At 53.0% G+C, this 26,217-nt stretch carries 21 protein-coding genes and 5 tRNA genes; 7 read left to right on the forward strand and 19 right to left on the reverse strand.

The genetic code is table 11. The features are described from left to right. Nucleotides 1-70: 70 nt before the first annotated feature. The 6 genes from rpoC to rplK all read right to left on the reverse strand — a co-directional run bounded on the left by rpoC (nucleotide 71) and on the right by rplK (nucleotide 10,794). Nucleotides 71-4,369 carry a DNA-directed RNA polymerase subunit beta' gene (rpoC, locus tag WJU22_RS25925; RefSeq protein ID WP_341841067.1) on the reverse strand — a complete coding sequence of 1,433 codons (4,299 nt, stop codon included), beginning with the start codon at nucleotides 4,367-4,369 and terminating at the stop codon, nucleotides 71-73. 169 nt (nucleotides 4,370-4,538) lie between these two features. After that, nucleotides 4,539-8,369 carry a DNA-directed RNA polymerase subunit beta gene (gene rpoB / locus WJU22_RS25930; RefSeq protein WP_425165461.1) on the reverse strand — a complete coding sequence of 1,277 codons (3,831 nt, stop codon included), beginning with the start codon at nucleotides 8,367-8,369 and terminating at the stop codon, nucleotides 4,539-4,541. Between the two features lie 189 nt (nucleotides 8,370-8,558). Further along, nucleotides 8,559-8,930, reverse strand: coding sequence for a 50S ribosomal protein L7/L12 (rplL, locus tag WJU22_RS25935; protein ID WP_109698344.1), 372 nt, complete (start codon nucleotides 8,928-8,930; stop codon nucleotides 8,559-8,561). 76 nt (nucleotides 8,931-9,006) lie between these two features. Further along, entirely contained in the window at nucleotides 9,007-9,546 is a 540-nt protein-coding gene (rplJ, locus tag WJU22_RS25940) for a 50S ribosomal protein L10 (RefSeq protein ID WP_341841069.1), read from the reverse strand. A 69-nt stretch (nucleotides 9,547-9,615) separates the two neighbouring features. After that, the gene (gene rplA / locus WJU22_RS25945) at nucleotides 9,616-10,305 is read right to left on the reverse strand and encodes a 50S ribosomal protein L1 (RefSeq protein WP_341841070.1); all 690 of its coding nucleotides are present in this window, start codon (nucleotides 10,303-10,305) and stop codon (nucleotides 9,616-9,618) included. Between the two features lie 45 nt (nucleotides 10,306-10,350). Next, nucleotides 10,351-10,794 carry a 50S ribosomal protein L11 gene (rplK, locus tag WJU22_RS25950; RefSeq protein WP_126246850.1) on the reverse strand — a complete coding sequence of 148 codons (444 nt, stop codon included), beginning with the start codon at nucleotides 10,792-10,794 and terminating at the stop codon, nucleotides 10,351-10,353. A gap of 410 nt (nucleotides 10,795-11,204) precedes the next feature. On the opposite strand from rplK, the gene WJU22_RS25955 reads away from it, so the two are divergent. Together WJU22_RS25955 and WJU22_RS25960 are read left to right on the forward strand one after the other, a co-directional pair. After that, on the forward strand, nucleotides 11,205-12,272 hold the full coding sequence (locus WJU22_RS25955) for a lactonase family protein (RefSeq protein ID WP_341841071.1): 1,068 nt from the start codon (nucleotides 11,205-11,207) through the stop codon (nucleotides 12,270-12,272). Nucleotides 12,273-12,347: 75 nt separating this feature from the next. Then, complete coding sequence (locus tag WJU22_RS25960; protein WP_341841072.1) at nucleotides 12,348-12,908, forward strand: DUF1579 domain-containing protein; 561 nt, start codon at nucleotides 12,348-12,350, stop codon at nucleotides 12,906-12,908. Between the two features lie 338 nt (nucleotides 12,909-13,246). Here the strand turns inward: WJU22_RS25960 and nusG are convergent, their stop codons facing one another. From nusG to rpsU, 11 genes are all read right to left on the reverse strand, one after another. Continuing rightward, nucleotides 13,247-13,822 (reverse strand): transcription termination/antitermination protein NusG, encoded by a 576-nt coding sequence (gene nusG / locus WJU22_RS25965; protein WP_298717376.1) that lies wholly within the window; start codon nucleotides 13,820-13,822, stop codon nucleotides 13,247-13,249. After that, entirely contained in the window at nucleotides 13,822-14,016 is a 195-nt protein-coding gene (gene secE, locus WJU22_RS25970; protein ID WP_298717379.1) for a preprotein translocase subunit SecE, read from the reverse strand. Before secE ends, nusG begins: the two co-directional genes overlap by 1 nt. 130 nt (nucleotides 14,017-14,146) lie before the next feature. Beyond that, a tRNA-Trp gene (locus WJU22_RS25975) sits at nucleotides 14,147-14,217 on the reverse strand. 110 nt (nucleotides 14,218-14,327) lie between these two features. After that, the gene (tuf, locus tag WJU22_RS25980; protein WP_126246845.1) at nucleotides 14,328-15,515 is read right to left on the reverse strand and encodes an elongation factor Tu; all 1,188 of its coding nucleotides are present in this window, start codon (nucleotides 15,513-15,515) and stop codon (nucleotides 14,328-14,330) included. 225 nt (nucleotides 15,516-15,740) lie between these two features. Next, nucleotides 15,741-15,812: transfer RNA gene (locus WJU22_RS25985), tRNA-Thr, on the reverse strand. Nucleotides 15,813-15,828: 16 nt separating this feature from the next. Continuing rightward, nucleotides 15,829-15,901, reverse strand: a tRNA-Gly gene (locus tag WJU22_RS25990). Nucleotides 15,902-15,959: 58 nt separating this feature from the next. Continuing rightward, a tRNA-Tyr gene (locus WJU22_RS25995) sits at nucleotides 15,960-16,045 on the reverse strand. 21 nt (nucleotides 16,046-16,066) lie between these two features. Then, a tRNA-Thr gene (locus WJU22_RS26000) sits at nucleotides 16,067-16,140 on the reverse strand. A 232-nt stretch (nucleotides 16,141-16,372) separates the two neighbouring features. Next, nucleotides 16,373-16,672 carry an HPF/RaiA family ribosome-associated protein gene (locus tag WJU22_RS26005; RefSeq protein WP_341841073.1) on the reverse strand — a complete coding sequence of 100 codons (300 nt, stop codon included), beginning with the start codon at nucleotides 16,670-16,672 and terminating at the stop codon, nucleotides 16,373-16,375. 252 nt (nucleotides 16,673-16,924) lie between these two features. Further along, complete coding sequence (locus WJU22_RS26010) at nucleotides 16,925-17,890, reverse strand: tyrosine-type recombinase/integrase (protein ID WP_341841074.1); 966 nt, start codon at nucleotides 17,888-17,890, stop codon at nucleotides 16,925-16,927. A gap of 78 nt (nucleotides 17,891-17,968) precedes the next feature. Continuing rightward, on the reverse strand, nucleotides 17,969-18,166 hold the full coding sequence (gene rpsU / locus WJU22_RS26015; RefSeq protein WP_126246843.1) for a 30S ribosomal protein S21: 198 nt from the start codon (nucleotides 18,164-18,166) through the stop codon (nucleotides 17,969-17,971). A 123-nt stretch (nucleotides 18,167-18,289) separates the two neighbouring features. On the opposite strand from rpsU, the gene WJU22_RS26020 reads away from it, so the two are divergent. Genes WJU22_RS26020 through truB form a run of 4 tightly spaced genes read left to right on the forward strand, consistent with a single transcriptional unit; the run spans nucleotide 18,290 to nucleotide 21,744 of the window. Then, entirely contained in the window at nucleotides 18,290-18,898 is a 609-nt protein-coding gene (locus WJU22_RS26020; protein WP_341841075.1) for a riboflavin synthase, read from the forward strand. Continuing rightward, on the forward strand, nucleotides 18,895-19,884 hold the full coding sequence (locus WJU22_RS26025) for a nitronate monooxygenase (protein ID WP_341841076.1): 990 nt from the start codon (nucleotides 18,895-18,897) through the stop codon (nucleotides 19,882-19,884). Before WJU22_RS26020 ends, WJU22_RS26025 begins: the two co-directional genes overlap by 4 nt. Beyond that, nucleotides 19,881-21,032, forward strand: coding sequence for an MFS transporter (locus WJU22_RS26030; RefSeq protein ID WP_341841077.1), 1,152 nt, complete (start codon nucleotides 19,881-19,883; stop codon nucleotides 21,030-21,032). The genes WJU22_RS26025 and WJU22_RS26030 overlap by 4 nt, the downstream gene beginning before the upstream one ends. A gap of 19 nt (nucleotides 21,033-21,051) precedes the next feature. Beyond that, nucleotides 21,052-21,744, forward strand: a complete 693-nt coding sequence (gene truB, locus WJU22_RS26035; protein ID WP_341841078.1) for a tRNA pseudouridine(55) synthase TruB — start codon at nucleotides 21,052-21,054, stop codon at nucleotides 21,742-21,744. Here truB and WJU22_RS26040 read toward each other — a convergent pair. Beyond that, nucleotides 21,732-24,164 (reverse strand): BamA/TamA family outer membrane protein, encoded by a 2,433-nt coding sequence (locus tag WJU22_RS26040; protein ID WP_341841079.1) that lies wholly within the window; start codon nucleotides 24,162-24,164, stop codon nucleotides 21,732-21,734. The two genes, truB and WJU22_RS26040, sit on opposite strands and share 13 nt — an antisense overlap. Nucleotides 24,165-24,250: 86 nt before the next feature. Here WJU22_RS26040 and WJU22_RS26045 point away from each other — a divergent pair, with 86 nt between their 5' ends. After that, a complete protein-coding gene (locus tag WJU22_RS26045; protein WP_425165384.1) occupies nucleotides 24,251-24,988 on the forward strand; it encodes a TrmH family RNA methyltransferase in 738 nt (245 codons plus the stop codon). On the opposite strand, the gene WJU22_RS26050 is transcribed toward WJU22_RS26045, so the two are convergent. Beyond that, on the reverse strand, nucleotides 24,981-26,204 hold the full coding sequence (locus tag WJU22_RS26050) for an ABC transporter permease (protein ID WP_341841081.1): 1,224 nt from the start codon (nucleotides 26,202-26,204) through the stop codon (nucleotides 24,981-24,983). The two genes, WJU22_RS26045 and WJU22_RS26050, sit on opposite strands and share 8 nt — an antisense overlap. Between the last annotated feature and the right edge of the window lie 13 nt (nucleotides 26,205-26,217).

Below are 26,217 nucleotides of genomic sequence, written 5' to 3' on the forward strand. Positions count from 1 at the left end.
TCCTTCCCCCGGAAAACAAAAAAAGGCCGCCCCTCGCGGGGCGGCCTTGGAATATGATCGGATACAAGATCTATTCTTCTTCGTCGAACTGGAACACTTCTTTCGAAGATGCGAGGATGTCGTATTCTTCTTTCGAACCTACGATCATGTTCTCGAATTCTCTCAGACCTGTACCAGCCGGGATCAGGTGACCGGTGATAACGTTCTCCTTCAGACCAAGCATGTCGTCGGTCTTGCCGTTGATGGCTGCGGAAGACAGTACCTTGGTCGTTTCCTGGAAGGACGCTGCGGAGATCCAGCTGTGCGTACCCAGAGAAGCCTTGGTGATACCGAGGAGGAGCGGGCTGGAAGTAGCCGTTTCCGCATCACGGTATTCCACCAGTTTCTTGTCGGAGCGGCGCAGTACGGAGTTTTCTTCACGTACCTGGCGGAGCGTAACGATCTGACCAGCCTTCATGTTAGCGGATTCACCGGCTTCGGTTACCACTTTCTTGTCGAAGATCTGATCGTTCTCTTCAAAGAATTCGAATTTGTCGGTAGTATCGCCTTCGAGGAAGCGGGTATCTCCCGGATCTTCGATGGTTACCTTGCGCATCATCTGGCGTACGATCACCTCGATGTGTTTGTCGTTGATCTTCACACCCTGCAGGCGGTATACCTCCTGGATCTCGTTCACCAGGTATTCCTGTACGGCGAACGGACCTTTGATGGAGAGGATATCGGCCGGAGTGATGGAACCGTCAGACAGTGCGGTACCTGCTTTCACGAAGTCGCCGTCCTGAACCAGGATGTGGCGGGTCAGCGGAACGAGGTACTTTTTCACATGGCTTTCGCGGCTTTCGATGATGATCTCACGGTTACCGCGCTTGATATTACCGAATGCTACTACACCGTCGATCTCGGATACGATGGCCGGATTGCTCGGGTTACGCGCTTCGAAAAGCTCGGTAACACGGGGCAGACCACCGGTGATGTCGCGGAGCTTGCCGATCACGCGGGGGATCTTCACGATCACCTGGCCAGATTTAACGGATACGCCCTCTTCCACGATGATGTGGGAGCCAACCGGCAAGTTGTAGGATTTTACTTCCTTATTACCGTCTACCAGGAGAGACGGGATCTTGTTCTTGTCTTTCGTTTCGATAACCACTTTCTCGCGGTGACCGGTCTGTTCGTCAGCTTCTTCACGGAAGGTAATACCCTCGATGATGCTGTCGAAACGAACCTTACCGGCGATTTCGGATACGATAACGGCGTTGAAGGGGTCCCATGTGCAGATCACGTCGCCTTTCACCACTTTCTGGCCATCTTTCACGTTCAGGGTAGAACCGTAAGGGATGTTGTTGGTGATGAGCAAGCGGTCGTTCTTCACGTCCATGATCCTCAATTCACCCGTACGACCGATTACCACCTGCAGTTTCTCGCCTTCGTTGTTTTCGAAGGTAGTGGTGCGGAGGCCGTCGAACTGTACGGTACCGTCGAATTTCGCAGCCAGGGTAGATTCTACCGATGCGGAACCGGCCACACCACCTACGTGGAACGTACGCAGTGTCAGCTGTGTACCAGGCTCACCGATAGACTGTGCAGCGATGATGCCCACGGCGTCGCCACGCTGCGCCGTGTAACCGGTCGCCAGGTTCTTGCCATAGCATCTTACGCACACGCCGCGTTTGCTTTCGCAGGTCAGCACGGAACGGATTTCCACCGTTTCGATCGTGCTTTCCTCGATCTTCCGGGCGATCTCTTCCGTGATCTGCTCACCTGCTGCAACGAAGAGCTCTTCGTCGTTGGCGGGGTTGAATACGTCGTGGAGCGACGTACGGCCGAGGATACGGTCGTACAGCGGTTCTACTACTTCTTCATTGTCTTTCAGCGCAGAAGTAGCGATACCACGGAGGGTGCCGCAATCTTCTTCGGTGATTACCACGTCCTGCGCAACGTCTACCAGACGGCGGGTCAGGTAACCCGCATCCGCCGTTTTCAGTGCCGTATCCGCAAGACCCTTACGGGCACCGTGCGTGGAGATGAAGTATTCCAATACGTTCAGGCCGTCCTTGAAGTTGGAGAGGATCGGGTTCTCGATGATCTCGGAACCGGAAGAACCGGATTTACGCGGTTTCGCCATCAGACCTCTCAGGCCGGCCAGCTGTTTGATCTGCTGTTTGGAACCACGGGCGCCGGAATCCAGCATCATATATACAGAGTTGAAGCCCTGTTTATCGGTTGCCAGTTCGCGGATCAGCGTTTCGGTCACTTTCGTGTCCACACGGCTCCAGATGTCGATGATCTGGTTGTAACGCTCGTTGTTCGTGATAAGACCCATGTTGTAGTTATCCCACACTTCGTCCACCTCGCCGGCAGCACCGTCGATCATGAGCTGCTTGGCATCGGGGATGATAAGGTCGTTGATATTGAAGGACAGACCACCACGGAATGCCGTACGGAAACCCAATTGCTTGATGTCGTCCAGGAATTTCGCGGTTTTCGGAATGTCGGTCGCTTTAATGATATCACCGATGATCTCACGCAGCGATTTCTTCGTCAGCAGGGCGTTTACGAAACCTGCTTCCTTCGGAACGTATACGTTGAAAATCACACGGCCCACCGTAGTTTCGATCAGCTTGCGCTCCAGGGTACCGTCTTCCTTGCGTACGTCCGCTTTCACACGGATGTGCGCGTGCAGGTCTACACGGCCCTCGTTATGCGCGATGATCACTTCTTCCGCGGAGTAGAAGGCCATGCCCTCTCCTTTCACGATTTCGGTAGCGGTGGTTTTCTTACCCTTCGAAATGTAGTACAGACCGAGTACCATGTCCTGAGAAGGCAGGGTGATCGGCGTACCGTTCTGCGGGTTGAGGATGTTGTGCGAAGACAGCATCAGCAGCTGTGCTTCCAGGATCGCGGCGTTGCTCAGGGGCACGTGTACCGCCATCTGGTCACCGTCGAAGTCGGCGTTGAACGCGGAACACACGAGCGGGTGCAGCTGGATCGCTTTACCTTCCACCAGTTTCGGTTGGAATGCCTGGATAGACAGGCGGTGAAGGGTCGGAGCACGGTTGAGCATCACAGGGTGACCTTTCAATACGTTTTCCAGGATGTCCCAAACCACCGCTTCCTTCCGGTCAACCAGCTTTTTAGCTGATTTTACGGTTTTTACGATGCCTCTTTCGATGAGCTTACGGATAATGAACGGTTTGAACAGTTCCGCAGCCATATCTTTCGGAAGGCCGCACTCATGCAGTTTCAGTTCAGGGCCTACCACGATAACGGAACGACCGGAGTAGTCCACACGTTTACCGAGGAGGTTCTGACGGAAACGGCCTTGCTTGCCTTTCAGTACGTCGGAGAGCGACTTCAGCGCGCGTCCGCCTTCCGCTTTCACGGCGTTGGATTTACGGCTGTTATCGAACAGGGAGTCTACCGCTTCCTGGAGCATACGCTTTTCGTTACGCAGGATCACCTCGGGCGCCTTGATCTCGATGAGACGCTTCAGACGGTTGTTACGGATGATCACGCGGCGATAAAGGTCGTTCAGGTCGGAAGACGCGAAACGGCCACCGTCCAGGGGAACGAGCGGGCGCAGTTCCGGCGGAACAACGGGGATGTATTGCATCACCATCCATTCCGGGCGGTTGTCTACACGGCCATTGGCATCGCGGAAGGCTTCCACCACGCTGAGGCGTTTGAGGGCCTCTGCTTTACGCTGCTGGGAAGTTTCCGTGGCAGCCTGGTTGCGGAGTTGGTAGGAAAGGCCGTCCAGATCGATCCGGGCCAGCATCATTTCCACCGCTTCGGCACCCATTTTCGCGATGAATTTATTCGGGTCCTCGTCGGGCAGCAGCTGGTTGTCTTTCGGAAGGGTATCCAGGATGTCCAGGTACTCTTCTTCTGTCAGCAGATCTGCATAGTTGAGGCCTTTCTCTTGCTTCACGCCAGACTGGATCACCACATAACGTTCGTAATAAACGATGGTTTCCAGTTTCTTGGAGCTCATGCCGAGCAGGTAACCGATTTTATTGGGTAAAGATTTGAAATACCAGATATGAACAACGGGCACTACCAGGCGGATGTGGCCCATTCTTTCACGACGCACTTTCTTCTCGGTCACTTCCACACCACAGCGGTCGCACACAATGCCTTTATAACGGATACGCTTATACTTTCCGCAATAGCACTCGTAATCCTTTACAGGACCGAAGATCCTTTCGCAGAACAAACCATCGCGCTCCGGCTTGTAAGTCCGGTAGTTGATGGTTTCGGGTTTCAGCACCTCTCCATAAGAACGCTCCAGGATCGTGTCCGGCGAAGCGAGGCTGATGGTAATGCTGTTAAAATTTGATTTGGGACGATTTTCTTTCTTGATGGCCATTGTATGTTGTTTAAAGAAAACTCATTGTCTTGCGTGAAGCCGGTTGGTCAGGTTTCCTTTCCTTTTCTCTTGAACATTCACGCTATTACTCCTGCATTCTGCTACGACGGTATCGGAAGGAGGCCCGGGCGGTTTGTCAACCGTCCAGGCCTCTCCTTTAATACAGTTATCAGTCGAATTTCAGGTCGAGACCCAGGCCTCTCAGCTCATGGATCAATACGTTGAAGGACTCGGGCACACCGGCTTTCGGTATGTTGTCGCCCTTAACGATCGATTCGTAAGCTTTCGCGCGGCCCACGATGTCGTCAGACTTGATGGTGAGCAGTTCCTGCAGGATGTTGGCAGCACCGTACGCTTCCAGGGCCCACACCTCCATCTCACCGAAACGCTGGCCACCGAACTGGGCTTTACCACCCAACGGCTGCTGCGTAATGAGGGAGTAGGGTCCGATCGAACGGGCGTGCATCTTGTCGTCCACCATGTGGCTCAGTTTCAGCATGTAGATGATACCTACCGTTGCTTTCTGGTGGAAGCGCTCGCCGGTTTCGCCATCGTACAGGTACGTGTGGCCGAAGCTCGGCAGTTTCGCTTCGGAAATGTATTCCGCGATTTCTTCGGTACTCGCACCGTCGAAGATCGGCGTCGCGAAACGCAGGCCCAGTTTCTGACCAGCCCAACCGAGTACGGTTTCGTAGATCTGGCCAAGGTTCATACGGGAAGGTACACCCAGCGGGTTCAGTACGATATCCACAGGAGTTCCGTCTTCCAGGAACGGCATGTCTTCGTCACGCACGATCTTGGCTACGATACCCTTGTTACCGTGGCGGCCCGCCATCTTATCACCCACTTTCAGCTTACGTTTGCTGGCCAGGTAAACCTTCGCCAGTTTCAGTACGCCTGCAGGCAGTTCGTCCCCGATGGAGATATTGAATTTCTCGCGTTTATAACGGCCCAGTTCCTCGTTGTACTTGATGTTGTAGTTGTGGAGCAGGGTATTGATCTGGTCGTTGGTATCCTGATCGGTCGTCCAGCCCAGGGGGTTCACGTTCTGGAAATCCACGTTCGCCAGGTTCTTCGCGGAGAACTTGGAGCCTTTGGAAATCAGCACTTCGCCGTAGGTGTTGGTGATGCCCGCGGAAGTTTTTTCCTTCAGCAGGGTCAGCAGTTTGCCCATCAGTACTTCCAGCAGATCTTCCTCGTTTTTCTGGTGGATTTTCTCCAGTTTTTCGAGGGCTGCTTTCTCGCGTGTTTTGGAGTTTTTATCCTTCTTCGCACGGGAGAACAGTTTTTTGTCGATCACCACACCTTCGGTAGACGGGGGCGCTTTCAGGGATGCGTCTTTCGCGTCCGAAGCCTTGTCGCCGAAGATCGCGCGGAGCAGTTTTTCTTCCGGAGAAGGATCGCTTTCGCCGCGGGGAGTGATCTTGCCGATGAGGATGTCGCCTTCTTTGATGTGAGCGCCCACGCGGATGATACCGTTCTGGTCCAGGTCCTTCGTAGCTTCTTCGCTCACGTTCGGGATATCCGGCGTCAGTTCTTCTTCACCCAGCTTGGTGTCGCGCACTTCCAGCTCATACTCGTCGATATGGATGGAGGTAAACCAGTCTTCCTTGGCTACGCGCTCGGAGATTACGATAGCATCCTCGAAGTTGTAACCTTTCCAGGGCATGAACGCCACTTTCAGGTTGCGGCCCAGTGCCAGCTCGCCGGCGCGGGTTGCGTAACCTTCCGTGAGGAAGTCCCCTTCTTCCACCTTCTGGCCTTTCTTAACGGCAGGGCGAAGGTTGATACAGGTGCTCTGGTTGGTTTTTACGAATTTGGTCAGTTGATAAACGATCAGGTCGTCTTCGAAGCTCACCAGTTTCTGCATTTCGTCGCGCTCGTAACGTACATGGATCTCGTTGGCGTCAACGAATTCCACAACGCCCTTGCCTTTCGAAGTGATCTGCAGACGGGAGTCGCGCGCTGCCTTGCCCTCGAGGCCGGTACCCACGATGGGGACCTGCGGAGCGATCAGCGGAACAGCCTGGCGTTGCATGTTCGAGCCCATGAGCGCACGGTTGGCGTCATCATGCTCGAGGAACGGGATCAGGGAGGCGCTCAAACCAACGATCTGGTTCGGAGCCACGTCCATGAACTCTACTTCCTGCGGGTCCAGGATGGGGAAATCGCCCGTCTCGCGGGATTTAACTTTATCACCGGTAAACGCGCCTTTCTCGTCGAGCGGGGCGTTCGCCTGTGCGATTTTAACGGAGTCTTCTTCTTCTGCGCTCAGGTACTCGATCTTGTTCATATCTACTTTACCGTCTTTCACCTTGCGGTACGGCGTTTCGATGAAGCCCATCTCGTTCACCATGGCGTGTACGCACAGGGTGGAGATCAGACCGATGTTCGGACCTTCAGGGGTCTCGATGGTGCAAAGACGGCCGTAGTGGCTATAGTGTACGTCACGCACCTCGAAGCCTGCGCGCTCACGGCTCAGACCGCCGGGCCCGAGCGCGGAGATACGACGCTTGTGCGTGATCTCAGACAGCGGGTTCGTCTGGTCCAGGAACTGCGAAAGCTGGCTGGTACCGAAGAAGGAGTTGATCACGGAAGACAGCGTCCTCGCGTTGATCAGGTCTACCGGTGTAAACACCTCGTTGTCACGAACGTTCATACGCTCGCGGATGGTACGGGCCATACGCGCCAGGCCTACGCCGAACTGCGCGTACAATTGCTCGCCTACGGTGCGTACGCGACGGTTGGACAGGTGATCGATATCGTCGATCTCCGCCTTGCCGTTGGTCAGCTGCACGAGGTATTTAATGATCGAAATGATGTCTGCCTTGGTCAGCACCTTCATATCGAGCGGTGTGGACAGGCCGAGTTTGCGGTTGATCTTGTAGCGGCCTACGTCGCCCAGATCATAACGCTTGTCGGAGAAGAATAATTTATCGATAATGCCCCTTGCTGTTTCGTCATCCGGCGCATCGGCACCGCGCAGTTGGCGGTAGATGTGCTGAACGGCTTCCAGCTCGGAGTTGGAGGTGTCTTTGTTGAGGGTATTGTAGATGATGGCAAAGTCGCCGCTCACTTCTTCCTTCTGCACGAATACGGATTTAACGCCCATATCGGTGATCAGTTCGATGTTGTTTTCGTCGAGGATGGAATCGCGCTCGAGCACGATCTCGTTCCTTTCGATGCTCACCACCTCGCCCGTGTCTTCATCCACGAAATCTTCCACCCAGCTGCGTAAAACGCGGGCAGCCAGCTTTTTGCCGGCATATTTCTCGAGGTTCTTACGGTCTGCTTTTACTTCGTCAGCCATGCCGAACAGCTCCAGGATGTCCTTGTCCGTTTCATAGCCGATCGCCCTTAACAGGGTAGTAACCGGGAACTTCTTCTTACGGTCGATGTAAGCGTACATCACGTTGTTGATGTCTGTCGCAAACTCCATCCAGGCACCTTTGAAGGGGATCACCCTTGCAGAGTAGATCTTGGTGCCGTTCGGATGCACGGACTGTCCAAAGAACACACCGGGCGAACGGTGAAGCTGGGATACAACTACACGCTCAGCGCCGTTGATAACGAAAGTACCTCTGGGGGTCATGTAGGGGATGTTCCCAAGGAACACATCCTGCACAATAGTTTGGAAATCAACGTGTTCCTCATCGTTACAGCTGAGGCGGAGTTTCGCTTTCAGCGGAACGGAATACGTCAAACCCCGCTCAATACATTCTTCGATGGTATAACGCGGAGGGTCTACGAAATAGTCCAGGAACTCCAGATTGAAGATATTTCTGGTATCCGTGATCGGGAAGTTTTCCTTGAATACTTTAAAAAGGCCTTCGTTGTTACGCTTGTCTGGTGTGGTTTCTAATTGGAAGAAATCCTTGAAAGATTGGATTTGGATAGCCAACAGATCCGGTGTCTCAGCAACTTGTTTGATCTTTCCAAAATTTACTCTTTCGTTAGTTTGGGCTTTTTTAGAGACATATTCGAAGTTAGCAGTTAATATGACTTGTATTGAATAAGGGAAATTAACGATTCTTTGCCAAAAACATCCAAATTATTGTAACTCAACCATCACGGCCGGTAATTTCCCGTTTGCCGGACCATCAGGAAAAGATACGTTCCCAAAGGGAATAAGGCCAAAAAGTACCGGAGCACTTTTTGACCTTAAAAAGAATGTATATTATGCAAAGAATTACTGAATTTCTACGTCAGCGCCTGCTTCAGTCAGCTTCGCTTTCAGATCTTCTGCTTCAGCCTTGCTAACGCCTTCTTTCACTGATTTCGGAGCACCGTCAACCAGTTCTTTGGCTTCTTTCAGACCGAGGCCAGTCAGGTCTTTTACAACCTTAACTACGTTCAGTTTGCTGGCACCTGCAGATTTCAGAACTACGTTGAAAGCAGTTTTTTCTTCAGCAGCAGCAGCAGGACCGTCGCCAGCAGCTACAACAACTGCAGCAGCAGCAGGTTCGATACCGTATTCGTTCTTCAGAACGTCTGCCAGTTCCTGTACTTCCTTAACAGTAAGACCTACTAATTGTTCAGCTAATGCTTTTACGTCTGCCATTGTATGATATTTTTTGTGTTGTTTTAAAATGTTGAATTAGAATATATTGTGACTTGGAAGCCAAAGTTGTAACCGATTACTCGGCGGCGGGTGCGGCTACTTCTGCAGCGGCTTCTCCACCTTCTTTCTTGCCTTTCTCGAGCAGGGCAGCGATTACGCGCTTTGCAGGAGATTGCAGCAGACCGATAACTTCGCCGATGAGCTCGTTCTTGGTCTTGATCTTCGTCAGGTTCGCCAGCTGGTTGTCGCCCAGGTAGATTTCGTCAGCCACGAATGCAGCTTTCAGAACGGGTTTTTCCAGTTTCGCGTTCGCCTTGCGGAAGGTGCTGATGATCACAGCAGGCTCTTTCGGGCTGTCGGAGAACATCAGGGCCGTAACACCGTTCAGTGCTTCGTAGATACCTGCATATTTCTCGTTGTCCAGGCTTTCCAGTGCCTTTTTGATCAGGGTGTTCTTCGCCACTTTCATTTCCACGTTCTTGTCGAAACAAACCCTTCTCAGGTGGTTCACCTGCGCTACCGTCAGTGACTCGGTATTGGTAATATAGAAGTTGCTGTACTGAGAGAACTTGCTTTTCAGCACCTCAATCACTTCATTCTTTTGGTCTTTGTTCATTGCTTAATGTTTAACATTGACTGCTTACTGCCTTCACTGCCTTTCGGCTCCGGCACCAACGGCCGTCAATTAGTTTTGAACAGATTTAGTGTCGATTACGATGCCCGGGCTCATGGTCGCTGCCATGCTCAGACCTTTCAGGTAAGTACCTTTGGCGGTGGAAGGCTTCAGCTTGATGATCGCGTTGATCAGCTCCTGGCTGTTCTGCTCGATCTTCTCGGGAGCGAAGGATACACGGCCGATAGACGCGTGGATGATACCAGCTTTGTCTACCTTAAAGGTAATTTTACCACCTTTCACCTCGGTAACCGCTGCTGCCACGTCGTTGGTAACAGTACCGGTCTTCGGGTTCGGCATCAGGTTACGGGGGCCCAGGATCTTACCCAGCTTACCGATCTTCGGCATCGTTGCGGGCGTCGCAATGATAACGTCTACATCGGTCCAGCCAGCTTCGATCTGCGCGATGAAATCATCCAGACCTACGAAGTCAGCACCGGCTTCTTTCGCAGCAGCCTCTTTGTCGGGCGTGCAAAGTACCAGCACTTTCTTGGTTTTACCAGTACCGTGAGGAAGCGTAACGGAACCACGGATCGCCTGGTCGGCTTTCTTCGGGTCTACGCCCAGACGGATATGCAGATCGACAGAAGAGTCGAATTTCGTGCAGTTGATATCTTTTACAAGGGCAGACGCTTCTTTCAGGCTGTAAGACTTGTTCTTGTCCACCTTCGCGTCAGCTACTTTTCTTTTTTTCGTTGCCATTTTCAGAATGTTTTACTTAATTCCTGCTTTCACAGGGTGAACAATTTAGTTTTCCCAGGGCGCTTTACCGTCTACGGTGATACCCATGCTGCGCGCAGTACCAGCCACCATTCTCATGGCGCTTTCCAGCGTGAAGCAGTTCAGGTCAGGCATCTTGTCTTTGGCGATTGCCTCAACCTGATCCCAGGATACTTTACCCACCTTGTTACGGTTAGGCTCTTTGGAACCACTCTGAACTTTCGCAGCTTCCAGCAGTTGAACCGGAGCCGGAGGAGTTTTGATAACGAAATCAAAGGATTTGTCAGTGTAAACAGTCAGTAACACCGGTAATACCTTACCCATCTTGTCCTGGGTACGGGCATTGAACTGTTTGCAGAACTCCATGATGTTCACACCTTTCGAACCCAGTGCAGGGCCAATCGGAGGAGCAGGGTTGGCTTGGCCACCTTTCACCTGGAGTTTCACGTACGTTGCGATCTCTTTTGCCATTGTGTTGTTTTTAATTTGGTTAAACGTTTCCCCTCCCGTCACCGGAAGCAGAAACTCCCAAAACTCAAAAGTCGTTCGTTAAAAGACATTTTAAGGGGGATGCAAAGGTAGGTAATATTTAATTGATTCGCAAAAAATATTTGGACTTCGGCATTTTTTTTGCTACTATACGGGAATAGGGATTTTAATTCATGACTAACTGCCTGTAAACGAATGTGATACATCCGGGCTGCCGAACCGTGCAAAGATACGGATTTTCCCCCTCTTCCCTCCCCCATCCACCCTTCCTTCCATTATTTTCTCCCCATCCCTTCCCGCTTTTTTATAAATTTATCCCCCATAAGCTTTTCCACATGCTATTGCTCCTGTTATCGCTCTTGCTCAACTCACCAGAAAACCTATCGACCGGCATGAAAAACACCGTACTCTTCATCGGCTCCTACTCCGAAGCGTCCAAAGATGGCATCCACGCACTGATCCTCACCGACAAAGCTCCCTGGTTCGGGGCCGACCGGAAAGGCTTCAGCGGCATCGCCAACCCCTCCTTCCTGAAACTGTCCACCAACCGCAAAATGCTCTACGCCGTCTCCGAAATCGGTGAAGGCACCGTTCAGGCATACGCCATTCAACCCGCCGCCGGCCAGGCCCCTCCCGGCCTCACGCCCGCAGGCACACCGCAACCCGCCGGAAACGGCCCCTGCCACATCTCCGTCGACGCACAAGACCAACATATCATCGTCTCCAATTATAATGGCGGCAGCCTTACCGTTTTCCCGCTCGACGCAAACGGCATCCCCCGCACCGCCGTACAACGCCTCCACTTCAGCGGCAAGGGCCCCAACCCCTCCCGCCAGGAAGCCCCACATGCCCATTCGACCCTCTTCTCGCCCGACGGCAAGCAGGTCTTCGCCGCCGATCTGGGCACCGACCGCATCTATATATATGATTACGACCCGAAGCACGATAAACGCCCGCTGACGCCTGCCAAACAGCCTTTCGCCACCACCACGCCCGGAGGCGGCCCCCGGCACATGGCCTTCTCGGCCGACGGAAAACTCCTCTTCGCCGTGCTGGAGCTCAACGGCCAGGTCCAGACTTTCCGCTATCAAAACGGCAGCCTCACGCCCCTGCAAACCGTTTCCGCAGCGCCCACAGATTACAAGGGCGACAATTTCAGCGGAGCAGACATCCATCTTTCCCCCGATGGTAAATTCCTCTATACTTCCCTCCGCGGCGATATCCACCAGATCGCAATATTCAAAGTGCAGGCCGATGGGTTACAACTCGTTAAAAATCAGCCCCTTCCCGGGAAAGAACCCCGCAACTTCTGCCTGTCGCACGATGGAAGCCTCCTGTACTGCGCCCTCCAGAAAAGCGGCACGATCGTCGTTTTCAAGCGCGATCCAGCAACGGGGCTGTTGACGGACACGGGCATGTCGATGGAAACACCTTCCCCCGTGTGCCTGGAAACCATGTGATAATTGCATGTGGCAACAGGCAAAAAGTTGCTGATGCATGTATTTCGTAACTTCATAGCCTTAAACCCCTTCGTTATGAAACGCATGTGTTTGTTCATCGCAATCGTCTGCAGTACTGTTATTTCCGCCCGCGCGCAGGATGAAGCCGCCCAGAAAGCCTGGATGGATTACATGACGCCCGGCCCCATGCACAAAATGATGGCCATGGCCAACGGTACCTGGAATACGGACCTCACTTTCTGGATGTCGCCCGGCGGGCCTTCCTCCAAATCTACCGGCAGCTGTACCAATCGCATGATCCTTGGCGACCGTTACCAGGAAACCGTTCACACGGGAGACATGGGCGGTATGCAATTCGAAGGGCATGGGATCCTGGCGTACGATAACGCCAAGAAGGTGTTCCAGTCTGTTTGGTACGACAATATGGGTACCGGCGTCATGATGCTCGAGGGCAAGTACGACGATGCTACCCGCAGCATGACGCTGACGGGCTCATCTGTGGACCCAACGGGCAAGCCCATGGGCATCCGCGAGGTGTTCAAGTGGATAGACGACAACACCCAGTTCATGGAAATGTACATGATGCAGGACGGTAAGGAATTCAAGAGTATGGAAATGAAGCTGACCCGTAAATAAAGGTTGGCGATCTTTCAAAATTTTCGGCGGCTGCGCGATGGCGTGGCCGCTTTTTTATTTGGGGTATTCAATTGAATGCGGGGATAGAGTGGTCGCGGTGATGGACGATAACGCATCCAGAGGCGTGCATGCGTTGCAGTTAGGGCTGGAAAGGCTTGTCTACCGGGTATACTGGCAGGATGGGGTAAATAATGCTTTCTATGCGGGATGTAGATGGGGCTGGTTTATCGGGTGTTCCGGCAGCAGCGGGTAAACATTGCGGTCTATACGGGATGCAGGTGGGATAAAAAAAGAGGCTGCCGGATGGCAACCTCTTCGAGTATGGTGGAAAACCAGGGTTAGCTGATTTTTTCTACCTGCATAAAGTTCAGCTCTACTGGTGTAGCGCGGCCGAAGATCTTAACGGTTACTTTCAGTTTCTTCTTGTCTTCGAGTACTTCTTCGATGACGCCGTTGAAGTCGTTGAAAGGGCCGTCGATGATCTTGATGGTTTCGCCGACGATGAACGGTTCGCTCATGGTGAGGCCCTGATCGGAGATCTCGTCAACTTTTCCGAGCATTTTATTGACTTCGGATTTGCGGAGAGCGATGGGTTTTTCCTTACCGAGGAAGTGGATAACGCCAGACACGTTTCGGATGGCCTGGATCACTTCGTCGTTCATTTTCCCTTCGATGGCTTCGATCATCACATAACCGGGGTAGAAGTTTTTTTCGCGCATTACCTTTTTACCGGCTTGCACTTTATAAACTTTTTCCACGGGGAGGAAAACCTGGGTGATAACGTTGGCCCAATCACTGCGGCGGATCTCGATATCCAGGTATTCTTTGACTTTCTTCTCTTTGCCACTTACCACGCGCAGCACGTACCATTTGGTTTCCTGAGCGGGCTGAGTGGGGATTTGGGCTTCATCCATTATTGAAACAGTTTATAGTATTGCGATAAAACCAGGTGGGAAGCCGTGTCCATACCCCAAACCATCAGGGTGATAATGATGGTGGCGATCAGAACGATCATGGTAGAGGACTGCAGTTCCTTCCAGGTAGGCCAGGATACTTTATGTACCAGTTCGTGGTAGGATTCTCTGAAGTAGTTGGTGACTTTGTTCATGTGATAATTTCTTGGGACTGAAGTTAAAAAACAATCCTGTTATGAACGATAAAAATTGCCTTCAAGGGAAATTGCGGATTTGTTGAGGAAATCTGCAATTTAACTTTCCGGCAATTTACATTTTAATCAGCACGGGCACTAGGATTCGAACCCAGATCAAAGGTTTTGGAGACCCGTATGCTACCGTTGCACCATGCCCGTGTGTAAGCCATCAGCACCTTTCGTTTTCACCGTCTGCAAAGATAATCTTTGGGAGATTACTTACGCAAGAACTGATGGCTTTTTTTATTTTCTCAGTAGTGGACTACTGATTATTTCAGGATTTCAGTCACCTGACCAGCACCTACGGTACGGCCACCTTCGCGGATAGCGAATTTCAGACCTTTTTCCATAGCGATCGGTTGGATCAGTTTAACAGTCAGGCTGATGTTATCACCAGGCATAACCATTTCAACACCTGCCGGCAGTTCAACCTCACCAGTTACGTCCGTGGTACGGAAGTAGAACTGAGGACGGTATTTCTGGAAGAACGGCGTGTGACGGCCACCTTCTTCTTTGCTCAGTACGTAAACTTCGCATTTGAAGTCGGTGTGCGGAGTGATAGAACCGGGCTGGCAGATAACCATACCGCGACGGATCTGAGTTTTCTCAATACCGCGGAGGAGCAGACCGGCGTTGTCACCAGCTTCACCTTCGTCCAGCAGTTTTTTGAACATCTCAACGCCGGTGCAGGTAGATTTCATAGATTCTGCTTGCAGACCTACGATCTCAACGTTTTCACCAACTTTGATACGACCGCGCTCGATACGACCGGTGGCTACAGTACCACGACCGGTGATAGAGAACACGTCTTCTACCGACATCAGGAAGGGTTGGTCAACCGGGCGGGGAGGCAGGGGAATGTAAGTATCAACTGCTTCCATCAGTTCCTCGATCTTAGCGATCCACTGGGGATCACCTGCGAGAGCGCCGGTAGCGGAGCCTTGGATGATGGGCACATTATCGCCGTCGAAACCATAGGAAGACAGCAGTTCGCGCAGCTCGATCTCAACGAGTTCCAGCAGCTCGGCGTCATCAACCAGGTCTACTTTGTTCATGAATACAACCATACGGGGAACACCTACCTGGCGAGCGAGCAGAACGTGCTCTTTCGTCTGGGGCATCGGACCGTCGGTAGCAGCTACTACCAGGATAGCACCGTCCATCTGGGCGGCACCGGTGATCATGTTTTTCACATAGTCAGCGTGGCCAGGGCAGTCAACGTGAGCATAGTGACGGTTTGTAGTCTGATACTCTACGTGTGCTGTATTGATGGTGATACCTCTTTCTTTTTCTTCAGGAGCCGCGTCGATCTCGTCATAACCTTTCTTCTCAGCCAAGCCCTTGTTTGCCAGAATTGTAGTAATGGCAGCAGTCAAGGTAGTTTTACCGTGGTCAACGTGACCAATGGTACCAATGTTAACGTGGGGTTTATCCCGCTTAAAGGTTTCTTTTGCCATTGTATTTTTTTTAAGATGGTTTGTAAAGTTTATTGCTTTATAGTTGTTTTAAAACTTACTTAACAAACTGGAGCCCGCCGCAGGAATTGAACCCGCTCCTTCTCGCTTACTGGCGAAACGCTCATCCATTGAGCTTACCGGCTGCGTTAAACTTCGAATTTCGGATACCGGCCACAGAAATTTCCCAGAAGGACTTTCCGGTTACCCAGCATCCGAATTCTTTTGAGCTGTTGATGAGAATTGAACTCACGACCTCTTCCTTACCAAGGAAGTGCTCTACCCCTGAGCTACAACAGCGTTGAAGGTGCTTTAGAGCGGGAGACGAGGTTCGAACCCGCGACCTACAGCTTGGAAGGCTGTCGCTCTACCAACTGAGCTACTCCCGCACATCGCTTTGCCTCATCTACATTTCTACCAAAACACACTACGCAAAGCTTGCATTTTTGGTGGGCAGGACAGGATTCGAACCTGTGAAGTCGAAAGACAGCGGATTTACAGTCCGCCCCATTTGGCCGCTCTGGAACCTGCCCGACTTACTTAATAACCTTTTGAGCCAGCAGAGGGATTCGAACCCCCGACCCACTGATTACAAATCAGTAGCTCTGGCCAACTGAGCTATGCTGGCATTCTTTTGTCAAGAAAAAGATTAACATTCTTGCTTAAAGGGAGTGCAAAATAAGGGTGAAAATTTTATTAAAACAAATATTTTTTTTCACTTTCCCAAGATTTTTCAAAACTCTCTTGTTTCGGCTAAAATGCCCTACAGCAAAGAACTTTACTACCTTCGCCGATCCCTTTTTGAATCGGGATGGCAAAGGTAGTAAAGAGAATATTAATTCCAAAATATTTTTGAGATTTTAATGTAAATTCTTCTCTTTCTTACGCTTGATCTGGTTAACAAGGCTGTCAAACGCAAGATCGAAGGACTCTTCGAAGGATTTGCTCTCATGCTTTACAAAGAAGCTGTGACGGGGTACATTTACGCGGATCTCCGCTATTTTGTCTTTTACCTGGTGGGCTAACTGATCTAATTTCAGGAAAATCTCTACATGTACAATCTTGTCGTAAAAGGTGGAAAGTTTCTGGACTCTCTTATTCACATGATCAATTAATTTGGCGTCAGCATCAAAACGCACAGTTTGAATTTGAACATTCATAGCACTAAAATTTTACATTTAACAATCTGATTTCAAATTAGTAGTCATACATCATAGGCGCATTTTTTATCTAAAGAACTGTATTACTAATATACTAATTCTTCCCACTCAAATCAATGTGTCTGCCCCTAAAAATTTTGTTAAAATGAACATATCCAATATTAACGCTTCCTTCCACCATAACGGATGACGCACATCATTCACCAAACTGTCTTTGATTAGTGCATTTTTCTGTCAATAAAAGCTTTGATACTACCCCCGCGGATGCGCCTGCTTATGCACCCGGCGCAGCTTCTCGATCGTATTATGGGTATACACCTGGGTAGACGCCAGGCTCGCATGGCCCAACAACTCCTTCACCGCATTTATGTCCGCCCCATTGTTCACCAGGTGCGTCGCGAATGTATGCCGCAACACGTGCGGGCTCCGCTTTTTCAAGGTGGTCACCCGCTCCAGCACGCGGCGCACGGTACGGTACACGTCCCAGGCCTGAACAGGCTTGCCATTGGGCAGGCAGAGCATCGCCTTTCCGGAATATCCCGGAACGGCTTCTTCACGCTTATCGAAGTAATTCCTTATGTCTTTCATCAACACGGTCCCCACCGGGATGATCCGCTCCTTATTGCCCTTTCCGAGCACTTTGATCTGCCCGTTGGAAATATCGACGCTCCTGTCTTCCAGACCGATCAGCTCCGCACGCCGGATACCGGCATGGTACAGCAAGCGCATGATAAGGCATTGGGTAACCCCGGCGAAGTCGTCGCTGAAAAGCGGGAGCTCCTCCCCTGCGGGTGGCTGCGTGAGCTTTTCCATGGCCATTTCGTCTACGAACACGGGCAGCCTTTCCGGCAGTTTGGGGCCGGTTACGCGGGCCATTGGGCTTTGCTGGACCACGCCTTTTCGCAGGGCGAACTTAAAGAAAGACCTGAGGGCCGACATCTTCCGGCGGATGGTGACAGCGGAGGCGGGCGTTGGCACTCCCTTGCGGGCGTCTTCTGCTTTTTTACGGCCTTCCAAGCCAAGGGCGAGCCACGACTTGATATGAGAAGCCTTCACGCTCCCGAGCGGGATGCCGTCGTACTGACTTTGCAGGTATTGAAAAAACTGGTGAAGATCAAGGGAATAGGATTGCACCGTATGCGGCGAGTACCGCTTTTCGAGGGAGAGCCAGGCGAGGAAATCCTGCGCCAGAGGAGGAAGGTGCACTTGATCCAACACAAAAAAATTGATGATTGTAAAGATACATTAATCCTTTACAATCATCAATTTCGTGTATAAAAAGATGTAACTATCTAATTATTGATCGAACTTGCCGGTTGCTACCTGCTGCTTATATACAGCCTTCAGCACCTGGGTGCGACGGCGGATAGAAGGCTTGGTAAACGACTGACGCTCTCTCAGTTGCAGCAGAATTTTCGCTTTCTCAAATTTCTTTTTATACTTTTTGAGCGCTTTGTCGATGTTTTCGCAATCTTTGGAATCGATGATTAACATATTTCTCCTTTATTCTGTTTTACAGTATATTTTTACGGACAGCAAAGGTAATCATAACTTTTTTATTCGCAAAATATATTCGTCATTTCTTCTGCCGGCAATTCTCCATTAAATTTGTGTATTATGTTTACCGGCATTATTGAAACGACAGGCATCGTGGCCACCGCCACTACAGCGGGCGGCAACCTGGAACTCACCATCAGCACGCCCCTGGCGCAGGAATTGAAAATCGACCAGAGCGTATCCCACAACGGCGTTTGCCTGACCGTCACGGCAGTGGAGGCAGACCGTTACACCACCGTAGCGGTAGCGGAAACGCTGCAAAAGACCAATATCGGCGACCTCCAACCCGGCCATGCCGTGAACCTGGAAAGGGCCATGATCTTTAACAGCCGGATCGACGGGCACATCGTCCAGGGGCATGTAGACGGTACGGGGACGTGCCTGTCTGTTGACCCGCAAGACGGCAGCTGGCTTTTCCGGTTCGGTTTCGACCCTTCCTTTGCGCCGCTGATCGTCGAAAAGGGATCTATCTGCCTGAACGGCGTGAGCCTCACGGTGTTCGACATTTCCGGCGATGCGTTTTCCGTGGCGATCATACCTTATACATACGATCACACCAATATCCGGCACCTGAAACCCGGCAGCACCGTAAACCTGGAGTTCGACATTCTGGGCAAATACGTGGCGCGCCAATTACAAACCCGAGCGAAATCATCCCTCACAACATGAACCATCCCATCACCGACCTGTTGGGCGTCCGGCATCCTGTGATCATGGCCCCCATGTTCCTCGTCAGCAACGAGGCCATGGTCAGCGCCGCGATACAGAGCGGCATCGCAGGCACATTCCCTTCCCTGAACTACCGGAAGGAAGGTGAGCTGCACGCCGTGCTGGAAAGGCTCAACGCCGTCCGTTCCGCCCATCCCGGCGGCAACTACGGCGTCAACCTCATCGTACAAAAAACGAACCCACTCTATAAAAAGCACCTGGAAGCCTGCGTGGCAGCCAAAGTTCCGTTTTACATCACCTCCCTCGGCAATCCCCGCGAAGTGATCGACGCCGCCCATTCCTATGGCGCGAAAGTCTTTTGCGACGTCACCAACCTCGAGCACGCCCATAAAGCGGCGCAGGTAGGCGCAGACGGGTTCATCGCCGTATGCTCGGGCGCAGGCGGCCACGCCGGTCCCTACCCCATGCACATCCTCGTTCCCGCATTGCGGAAAGCCTTCCCGGACATGCCCGTGGTAGCCGCCGGCGGCATCGCTTCCGGCCAGCAAATGGCCAGCGCCATGATACTCGGGGCAGACGGCGTCTCCATCGGCACACGCTTCATCGCCAGCCCGGAAGCCAATGTGAGCGACGAATACAAGCAAGCCATCGTAGACCATGGCATGGAAGACATCGTGTTGACCGAACGCCTTTCCGGCACGCCCTGCAATATCATCAATACCCCCGCCGCCCAGAAGCTCGGTTACAAGCAAAGCAGCTGGGAGAAATGGTTGTCGCGCAACCCGCGCACCAAGAAGTATTTCAAGATGATGGTGCAGCTCAAAGGCATGAAAATGCTGGAAAAAGCGACCAAACCCAATTACTATAACCAACTGTGGAGCGCAGGTCAGAGCGTGGAAATGGTAGACGGCATCGAGCCCGTGGCAACCATCGTATCCAACCTGACGGAGGAGTACCGGCAAAGTTTTCAGCCCTTCTGCAAATGACTGTAATCGATAAACAAAAGGCCCGGCTGTCTGTCGCGGCCTTTTTCTTTCTCAATGGACTTTGTTTCGCCTCCTGGGCATCCCGCATTCCGGCCATTCAGGAGCATTTGAACCTGAGCGAAGCGGCGCTGGGAAGTTTGCTGCTTTGCATTCCCGTGGGCGCGCTCATTTCGCTGCCGATAGCTGGATGGCTCGTGACGAGGTCGGGCAGCCGCCCCGTGATGATCCTGGCGGCGGTTTTGTATGCCGTTTTCCTGTTCTGCATCGGCCAGGCGGGCAATCCCTGGATATTGGGGTTCGTCCTTTTCCTTTTCGGGTTTGCCGGCAACCTGGGCAATATTTCGGTGAATACGCAGGCCGTGAGCGTGGAAGCGTTGTACGGCAAATCGATCATGTCGTCGTTCCACGCCGTGTGGAGCCTCGCGGGGCTCGCGGGCGCGGGGATCGGCACGCTGATGGTAAACCTTAAAACGCCGCCATCCCAGCACTTCATGATGGTAGCGGGTTTCGCCATGCTGATGATCATCCTGTCTTTCCGCAATTCCCTTCCCCACACCAAAACCGCCGGCGAGCGCCAGCCGATTTTCGTGAAACCCGACAAAGCTCTCGTCAGCCTGGGCATCATCGCCTTCTGCTGCATGATCTGTGAAGGCACGATGTACGACTGGAGCGGGGTTTACTTCGCGAAAGTAGTGGAGGCCGATCCCGGGAAAGTGACCATCGGGTACACCGCTTTTACCGCTGCAACGACATCCGGCAGGTTCGTGGGCGACTGGCTGACCAAACGGTTCGGAATTTCGGGCATGCTGAAAGGCAGTGGCGTGCTGGCGGCATCGGGATTGTTGCTGGCCGTGGCTTTCCCGACGGTATGGATGTCTGCATTGGGATTTTTCCTGGTAGGACTGGGCGTTTCCACCGTTATTCCCCTCGTGTACAGCCAGGCGGGGCGCACCAAGACCATGAGCCAGAGCATGGCGCTCGCAGCTGTGAGCACGTTCGGGTTTTTCGGGTTCCTGCTGGGGCCGCCGCTCATCGGGTTCATCGCCCAGGCGTCGGGACTGCGGATATCGTTCATCTTCATCGCGCTCATGGCGTCCATGATTACCGTAATGGCGATGAGACGGCAGGCAGGCGGGGAAGGCAAGTAAAACTTATTATCTTTGCGCCATGTCAGAAACACCGAATTTTCAGGAAGGCGCAGTGCTGTTGATCAATAAACCCTTGACCTGGACGTCGTTCGACGTTGTCCGCAAGATCCGCAATACCACCAAAGCCAAGATAGGCCATGCCGGCACGCTGGACCCCTTAGCCACGGGGCTTCTCATCTGCTGCACGGGCAAAATGACGAAGAAAATCAACGAATACCAGGCTAAAGAAAAGGAATACACCGGCACCTTCACCCTCGGCGCCGTAACCCCTACGTTCGACCTGGAATCCGAACCGCAAGACCATCAACCCGTTCCGGAACTGGACCTCGCCGCATTGCAGGCCATCGCCGATACCTTCACCGGCCCCCTTCAGCAACTGCCGCCCATCCACTCCGCCATCAAACAGAACGGAAAACCCATTTACCACCTCGCCCGCAAAGGCGTGGAAGTGAAAGTTGAGCCCCGCGCCATCACGATCCATGCTTTCGAGATCACGAAAGTGGAACTGCCCGTCGTTCATTTCCGCGTGGAATGCAGCACCGGCACCTATATCCGCTCCCTCGCCAACGATTTCGGCGCAGCCGCGGGATGTGGCGGCTATCTCAGCAGCCTGTGCCGCACCCGCATCGGCGACTTCAAGCTGGAAGACGCGATGGATGTGGCCCAATTCATCGATGATTACAAGAAAAAACAGGAAACTCAGAACGGATAGCCGATCGCTACGTTCCAGATAACGTTGTCGCGGCGCCAGCGGCCGTCGCCCAGCGCCCATTCGCTGATGAACCATTTCTTGCCGCCTTCGGCAGGATATGGTTTCTTGAGCGGGATGCCCCAATCGAGGCGGATGACGAAATAACTGAAATCCAGCCGCGCGCCGGCACCGGTACCGATCGCCAGGTCGTTGTACAGGTTCTTGATTTTGAACGCCGCACCGGGTCTGCTGGTATCTTCCTTCAACATCCAGATATTACCAAAATCGAGGAAGGTAGCGCCTTTCAGCATCATCGACCCACCAAACAGGCGGAGGATGTTGAACCGGTATTCCACATTTCCTTCGAAACGCATATCGCCCGTTTGATCGGGGAAGATGGCGGATTGCGCCAGCGTATCGCTGCGGAACGAGCCCGGGCCCAGCGTGCGCAACCGCCAGGCACGAATGCTGTTGGGGCCGCCGGAAGTAAATTGCCTCACGTAAGGCAGCACATCGCTCTGCCCGTAAGGCAGGCCCAGACCGAGATAGGCGCGGGTGGCCACACTGCTGCGGTTGTAATTCCAGTAATGGCGATAATCGAGATCCAGCCGCACGAACCGCGAAATATTCACGTTGGCGGCCGATTCCAGGTCGTCGCGCTTATTGGTCAGCACGTTCAGCAAACTGTTCACCCCTTCCAGCCAGGCGCCCGATTCCTCGATGGCGGCGCGGAAATAGGTGTTCTGTCTTTTATGGAAAATATCGTCGTTACTGAAGATGAACGCCGCCGCTTCGCCACCGATGAACGCCGGCTCGAAACTGCGCTGCAAATAAGGGTTCTTGCTCACCACCGTATCCTTGAAACCCTGTACCAGCGTAACTCCCACGTAATTCAGGTTAAACGGTTTCACGCTCCAGCGCTTGTAGATAGATTCGTTCCACTCATATCCCAAAGCGCCGGTCACCGTCCGAATATTGAAACGGTCGATACGGCGGAGATTGTTGTACCCCGCGGAAATGCGCGTTTTAGCCGTAGACCGGTAATTCTGCCGCACGCGGAAAGGCAGCATGAACCGCGGGAGCACGTAATCGGCGTTGATCCCGTATTCCTGCGACTGCAGCGAAAGCCCCGCGCGCGACTGGTTCCGCAGTTCCAGGCCGCCTTTCACGGTAATATGCAATTCGTTGGCCGCCCGGTTGAGGTTGAAATGGCGGTACCCTACGGAAACGGCACTACCCACGGCATAGTCGTTGGAAGTGGTTACGTCGAAGTTAGTGCTCATTTCCTGCTTCTTGCGCGGCGATAGCTGGATGTAGGCGTCCAGTTTCTGGACGGTATCTTTCACGTCTTTATACTGCAAACTCACGAACTGCCAGAGGTTGAGATCGTACAGCCGGCTGATGGTATTGCTGTAGTTGGACGTGGAATATCTTTCTCCCGGCCGCAGCTGGATGGCGCGGGTGAGCACGCGCGGGCGAACGATGTTCTGGTGGTATTTGATGGTAAGGTTGCGCGTGGTGGTGGTGTGGAAAGTACTGTCTTCGGTGCTTTCCTGCAGCGTCATGTCGGGATAAACGAAAATTTTATTGAGGTAGAAAAGTTTCGTCTGGTCGCTGGCGGAGTCTTCCGGCGGGAGGATGGCCACTTCCACGTCGAGCGTCGGCTTCTGATCGGCGCGCAGTACCCCGGGCATCACCTCGAAAGGGTTGAGCGGGTCAACGAAGAGGGATTTATTGAGGGTGTCGACGGTGAAAACGACCAGGTCGCGGTTGAATTTGTAATACCCGGCGTCGCGGATGAGGCGGGTGAGGCGCTCGCGCTCGCTGCTGAGGTTGGATGCTTTGTAGGGGACGTCGGTTTTGAGGAGCGACAGCTTCTCCCCTTCCTTCACGACCTGCGCGATGGCGGTGTCGGGGATATCGTAAATGATCTTGCGGACGATGAAATTCTTGCCGGTGTTGACCTGGTAGGTGACCGCCGCTTTCTGCCCGTGATCGCTCTGGCGGGATTGGACGGTGGCGTAGAAATAGCCCTGGTTGTTGAGATAGGCGACCATCCGGTCCATCGACTCCTTGGTTTTAACCGAGTCGTAGATGACAGGGGCTTCGAGGTTCCGTTCGCTCAGCATGAGGTTCCAGAGCCAGTTGCTTTTCTTTTCGTAATTCTTTTGATTGTAGAGCCAGACTTTGATGCGGGAACCGAGGAATTTTCGGTTGGGCTGCTGCAGCATGAGCGAGCGGCTGGACAGGTCATTTTTCAGGTCCGTTTTTTCGTTGGACGACAGTGCGCCGTTGATCTCGACTTTCGTTCCTACCAACAGGCTTTGATTTTCCTGGAGGTAGCGGGTGTTGGAGCAGGCAGCCAGGAACAGGCATACCGTCAGCCAGAGCGCACGCTGCAGGGGCTGTCCGAAAGGGGATGGGTATGTCGGTTTCTTCACTGTCAGACTGAATTAACGGGTAAGTACCGGGCCCGCCGTGGCGGGACATGTTGGCTGAATGCCGGAATTCACGTAGGTTTGACCCTATGTTATCAAAGGCGCAAATTAAATATATTACCGGATTACAGCACAAAAAATACCGTCAAAAATTTGGCCAGTTTGTGGCCGAGGGCGACAAGATCGTCCAGGAATTACTCGGATCGGGTGTTGGCGTCAAGGCAGTGTATGCCACGCAGGAGTGGCTGCTCGATAACCGGGAACTGGCGGAAAAGGCCACTGGTGTGGATGTGCTGGAAGTGAGCGCCGAGGTCCTGAAGCAGCTGTCGTCCCTTTCCGCCCCCAACCGCGCCGTGGCTTTGGCAGACATGCCGCCCGCGCGCGACTTCGTTCCCGAAGGTGTTTCCCTTGCGCTGGAAACCATCCAGGACCCCGGGAACCTGGGCACCATCATTCGTATAGCCGACTGGTTTGGCATCCGGCAGGTGGTATGCTCGCCCGATTGTGTAGACGCCTTCAACGCCAAAACCATCCAGGCCACCATGGGCAGCTTCCTGCGCGTGAGCGTCATCATCCGCGACATTCCGCAGTTCCTGGAAAAACACGCGTCCCTCCCCTCCTACGCCGCTACCCTTCATGGCAAGGATATCACCCTTACAAAAAAAATCGATTCGGGAATTATTCTCATCGGCAATGAATCCCGTGGACTGAGCGACGAAACCCTCCGCCGCAGCAGCCATCACATCACCATCCCGCGCATCGGCCAGGCCGAATCCCTGAATGCCGCCGTGGCCGCAGGGATCATTTGCGGAAGGCTCCTTATTTGAACTGAATGGCCCGCACCGGCAATATCCGCCGGATGAGCAAAGACGGGATAATGAGCACCAGCACGCATATCACCAATGTTCCCACATTGATCAGCGCTACTTTCCACCACTGAATGGCGATGGGCGCCACAGACATGTAATACGCTTCTTCCGGCAGCCGGATGAAGCCCGTGTATTGCTGCAGGAACGCCAGGCCCAGGCCCAGCACGTTCCCGATCACGATCCCGGCGATCACGATGTAGCCGGCCTGGTACAGGAATATCCGCTGGATGGATCCGTTGCGCATGCCCAGGGCTTTGAGAATGCCGACCATGTTCGTTCTTTCCAGGATGAGGATCAGCATCGCCGTGATCATGTTGAACACCGCCACGATGGTCATGATGATAAGAATGATCTGTTCGGATTTATTCTGCAACCCAAGCCAGTCGAAGATATTGGGATAAATCTCCTGCATGCTGCGCATCCCCAGCTCGGCCGTGGTCAGCTCGTCGCTGATGCGCTCGCCCGCCGTGGCCATGTCGCCGAACTGGTTCAGGTGCACTTCGTAGCCGCCGATTTCGTCAGGGCTCCAGTCGTTGAGGCGGCGGATGAGGTTGATATCGCCCACCACGTATGTTTTATCGTATTCTTCGATGCCGGTTTTATAAATGCCGCAAACACTGAGCTTCCGGGCGCGCGGCGAAAGGCCGTCGCCCCGCATGAAATACATCACCAGCGCGTCTCCCAGTTTCAGGTGGAGGGATTTGGCGGTGCTGGCCGAAATGATGACTTCGGATGCGTAACCGCTGTCCTGCGCCTTTGTGGTGCGGCCTTCGATGATGAAAGGAAGGGCTTGTCCGGCCGGGGAGCCTTTAAAGATCATCCCTTCGGTTTCGCGGCCTTTTTTAACGATGACGGATTTGGTGGCGAAGGGACTGATGAATTTGACCTGCGGAAGGGCGGCGATGCGCTTTTCGAGGTCGGAATCCTCGGGAAAGGGGGCCTGCTCGGTGAGCGGGCCGCCGGGGGCGCGGTAGTCGGTGATGTGGTAATGGCCCCAGAAGCTGAAGATCTTCTCGGAGATCACGTGCTGAAACCCGTTGATCATTGCCGTGGCGATGATCATCACCGCAACGCTGAAGCCCGTGGCCGCCATGGCGATGTTGATGATGAACCGCGAAAAGGACGAAGACCGGTTGAAAGCGATCCTTCCGGCAATAAACATGGAGATGCGCATGGCGCGAATTTAT

It is taken from the genome of Chitinophaga caseinilytica, assembly GCF_038396765.1.
GTDB lineage: Bacteria > Bacteroidota > Bacteroidia > Chitinophagales > Chitinophagaceae > Chitinophaga > Chitinophaga caseinilytica.

Bases quoted from the DNA above. Each gene is read 5' to 3' on its own strand.
- rplJ (WP_341841069.1), bottom strand. From the start codon at position 9,546: ATGAACAAAGACCAAAAGAATGAAGTGATTGAGGTGCTGAAAAGCAAG.
- WJU22_RS26045 (WP_425165384.1), top strand. From the start codon at position 24,251: ATGTTATCAAAGGCGCAAATTAAATATATTACCGGATTACAGCACAAA.
- secE (WP_298717379.1), bottom strand. From the start codon at position 14,016: ATGAACAAAGTCACCAACTACTTCAGAGAATCCTACCACGAACTGGTA.
- WJU22_RS26050 (WP_341841081.1), bottom strand. From the start codon at position 26,204: ATGCGCATCTCCATGTTTATTGCCGGAAGGATCGCTTTCAACCGGTCT.
- rplK (WP_126246850.1), bottom strand. From the start codon at position 10,794: ATGGCAAAAGAGATCGCAACGTACGTGAAACTCCAGGTGAAAGGTGGC.
- WJU22_RS25960 (WP_341841072.1), top strand. From the start codon at position 12,348: ATGAAACGCATGTGTTTGTTCATCGCAATCGTCTGCAGTACTGTTATT.
- rplA (WP_341841070.1), bottom strand. From the start codon at position 10,305: ATGGCAACGAAAAAAAGAAAAGTAGCTGACGCGAAGGTGGACAAGAAC.
- WJU22_RS26005 (WP_341841073.1), bottom strand. From the start codon at position 16,672: ATGAATGTTCAAATTCAAACTGTGCGTTTTGATGCTGACGCCAAATTA.
- WJU22_RS25955 (WP_341841071.1), top strand. From the start codon at position 11,205: ATGAAAAACACCGTACTCTTCATCGGCTCCTACTCCGAAGCGTCCAAA.
- WJU22_RS26030 (WP_341841077.1), top strand. From the start codon at position 19,881: ATGACTGTAATCGATAAACAAAAGGCCCGGCTGTCTGTCGCGGCCTTT.
- WJU22_RS26020 (WP_341841075.1), top strand. From the start codon at position 18,290: ATGTTTACCGGCATTATTGAAACGACAGGCATCGTGGCCACCGCCACT.
- tuf (WP_126246845.1), bottom strand. From the start codon at position 15,515: ATGGCAAAAGAAACCTTTAAGCGGGATAAACCCCACGTTAACATTGGT.
- WJU22_RS26025 (WP_341841076.1), top strand. From the start codon at position 18,895: ATGAACCATCCCATCACCGACCTGTTGGGCGTCCGGCATCCTGTGATC.
- nusG (WP_298717376.1), bottom strand. From the start codon at position 13,822: ATGGATGAAGCCCAAATCCCCACTCAGCCCGCTCAGGAAACCAAATGG.
- rplL (WP_109698344.1), bottom strand. From the start codon at position 8,930: ATGGCAGACGTAAAAGCATTAGCTGAACAATTAGTAGGTCTTACTGTT.
- rpsU (WP_126246843.1), bottom strand. From the start codon at position 18,166: ATGTTAATCATCGATTCCAAAGATTGCGAAAACATCGACAAAGCGCTC.
- truB (WP_341841078.1), top strand. From the start codon at position 21,052: ATGTCAGAAACACCGAATTTTCAGGAAGGCGCAGTGCTGTTGATCAAT.
- rpoC (WP_341841067.1), bottom strand. From the start codon at position 4,369: ATGGCCATCAAGAAAGAAAATCGTCCCAAATCAAATTTTAACAGCATT.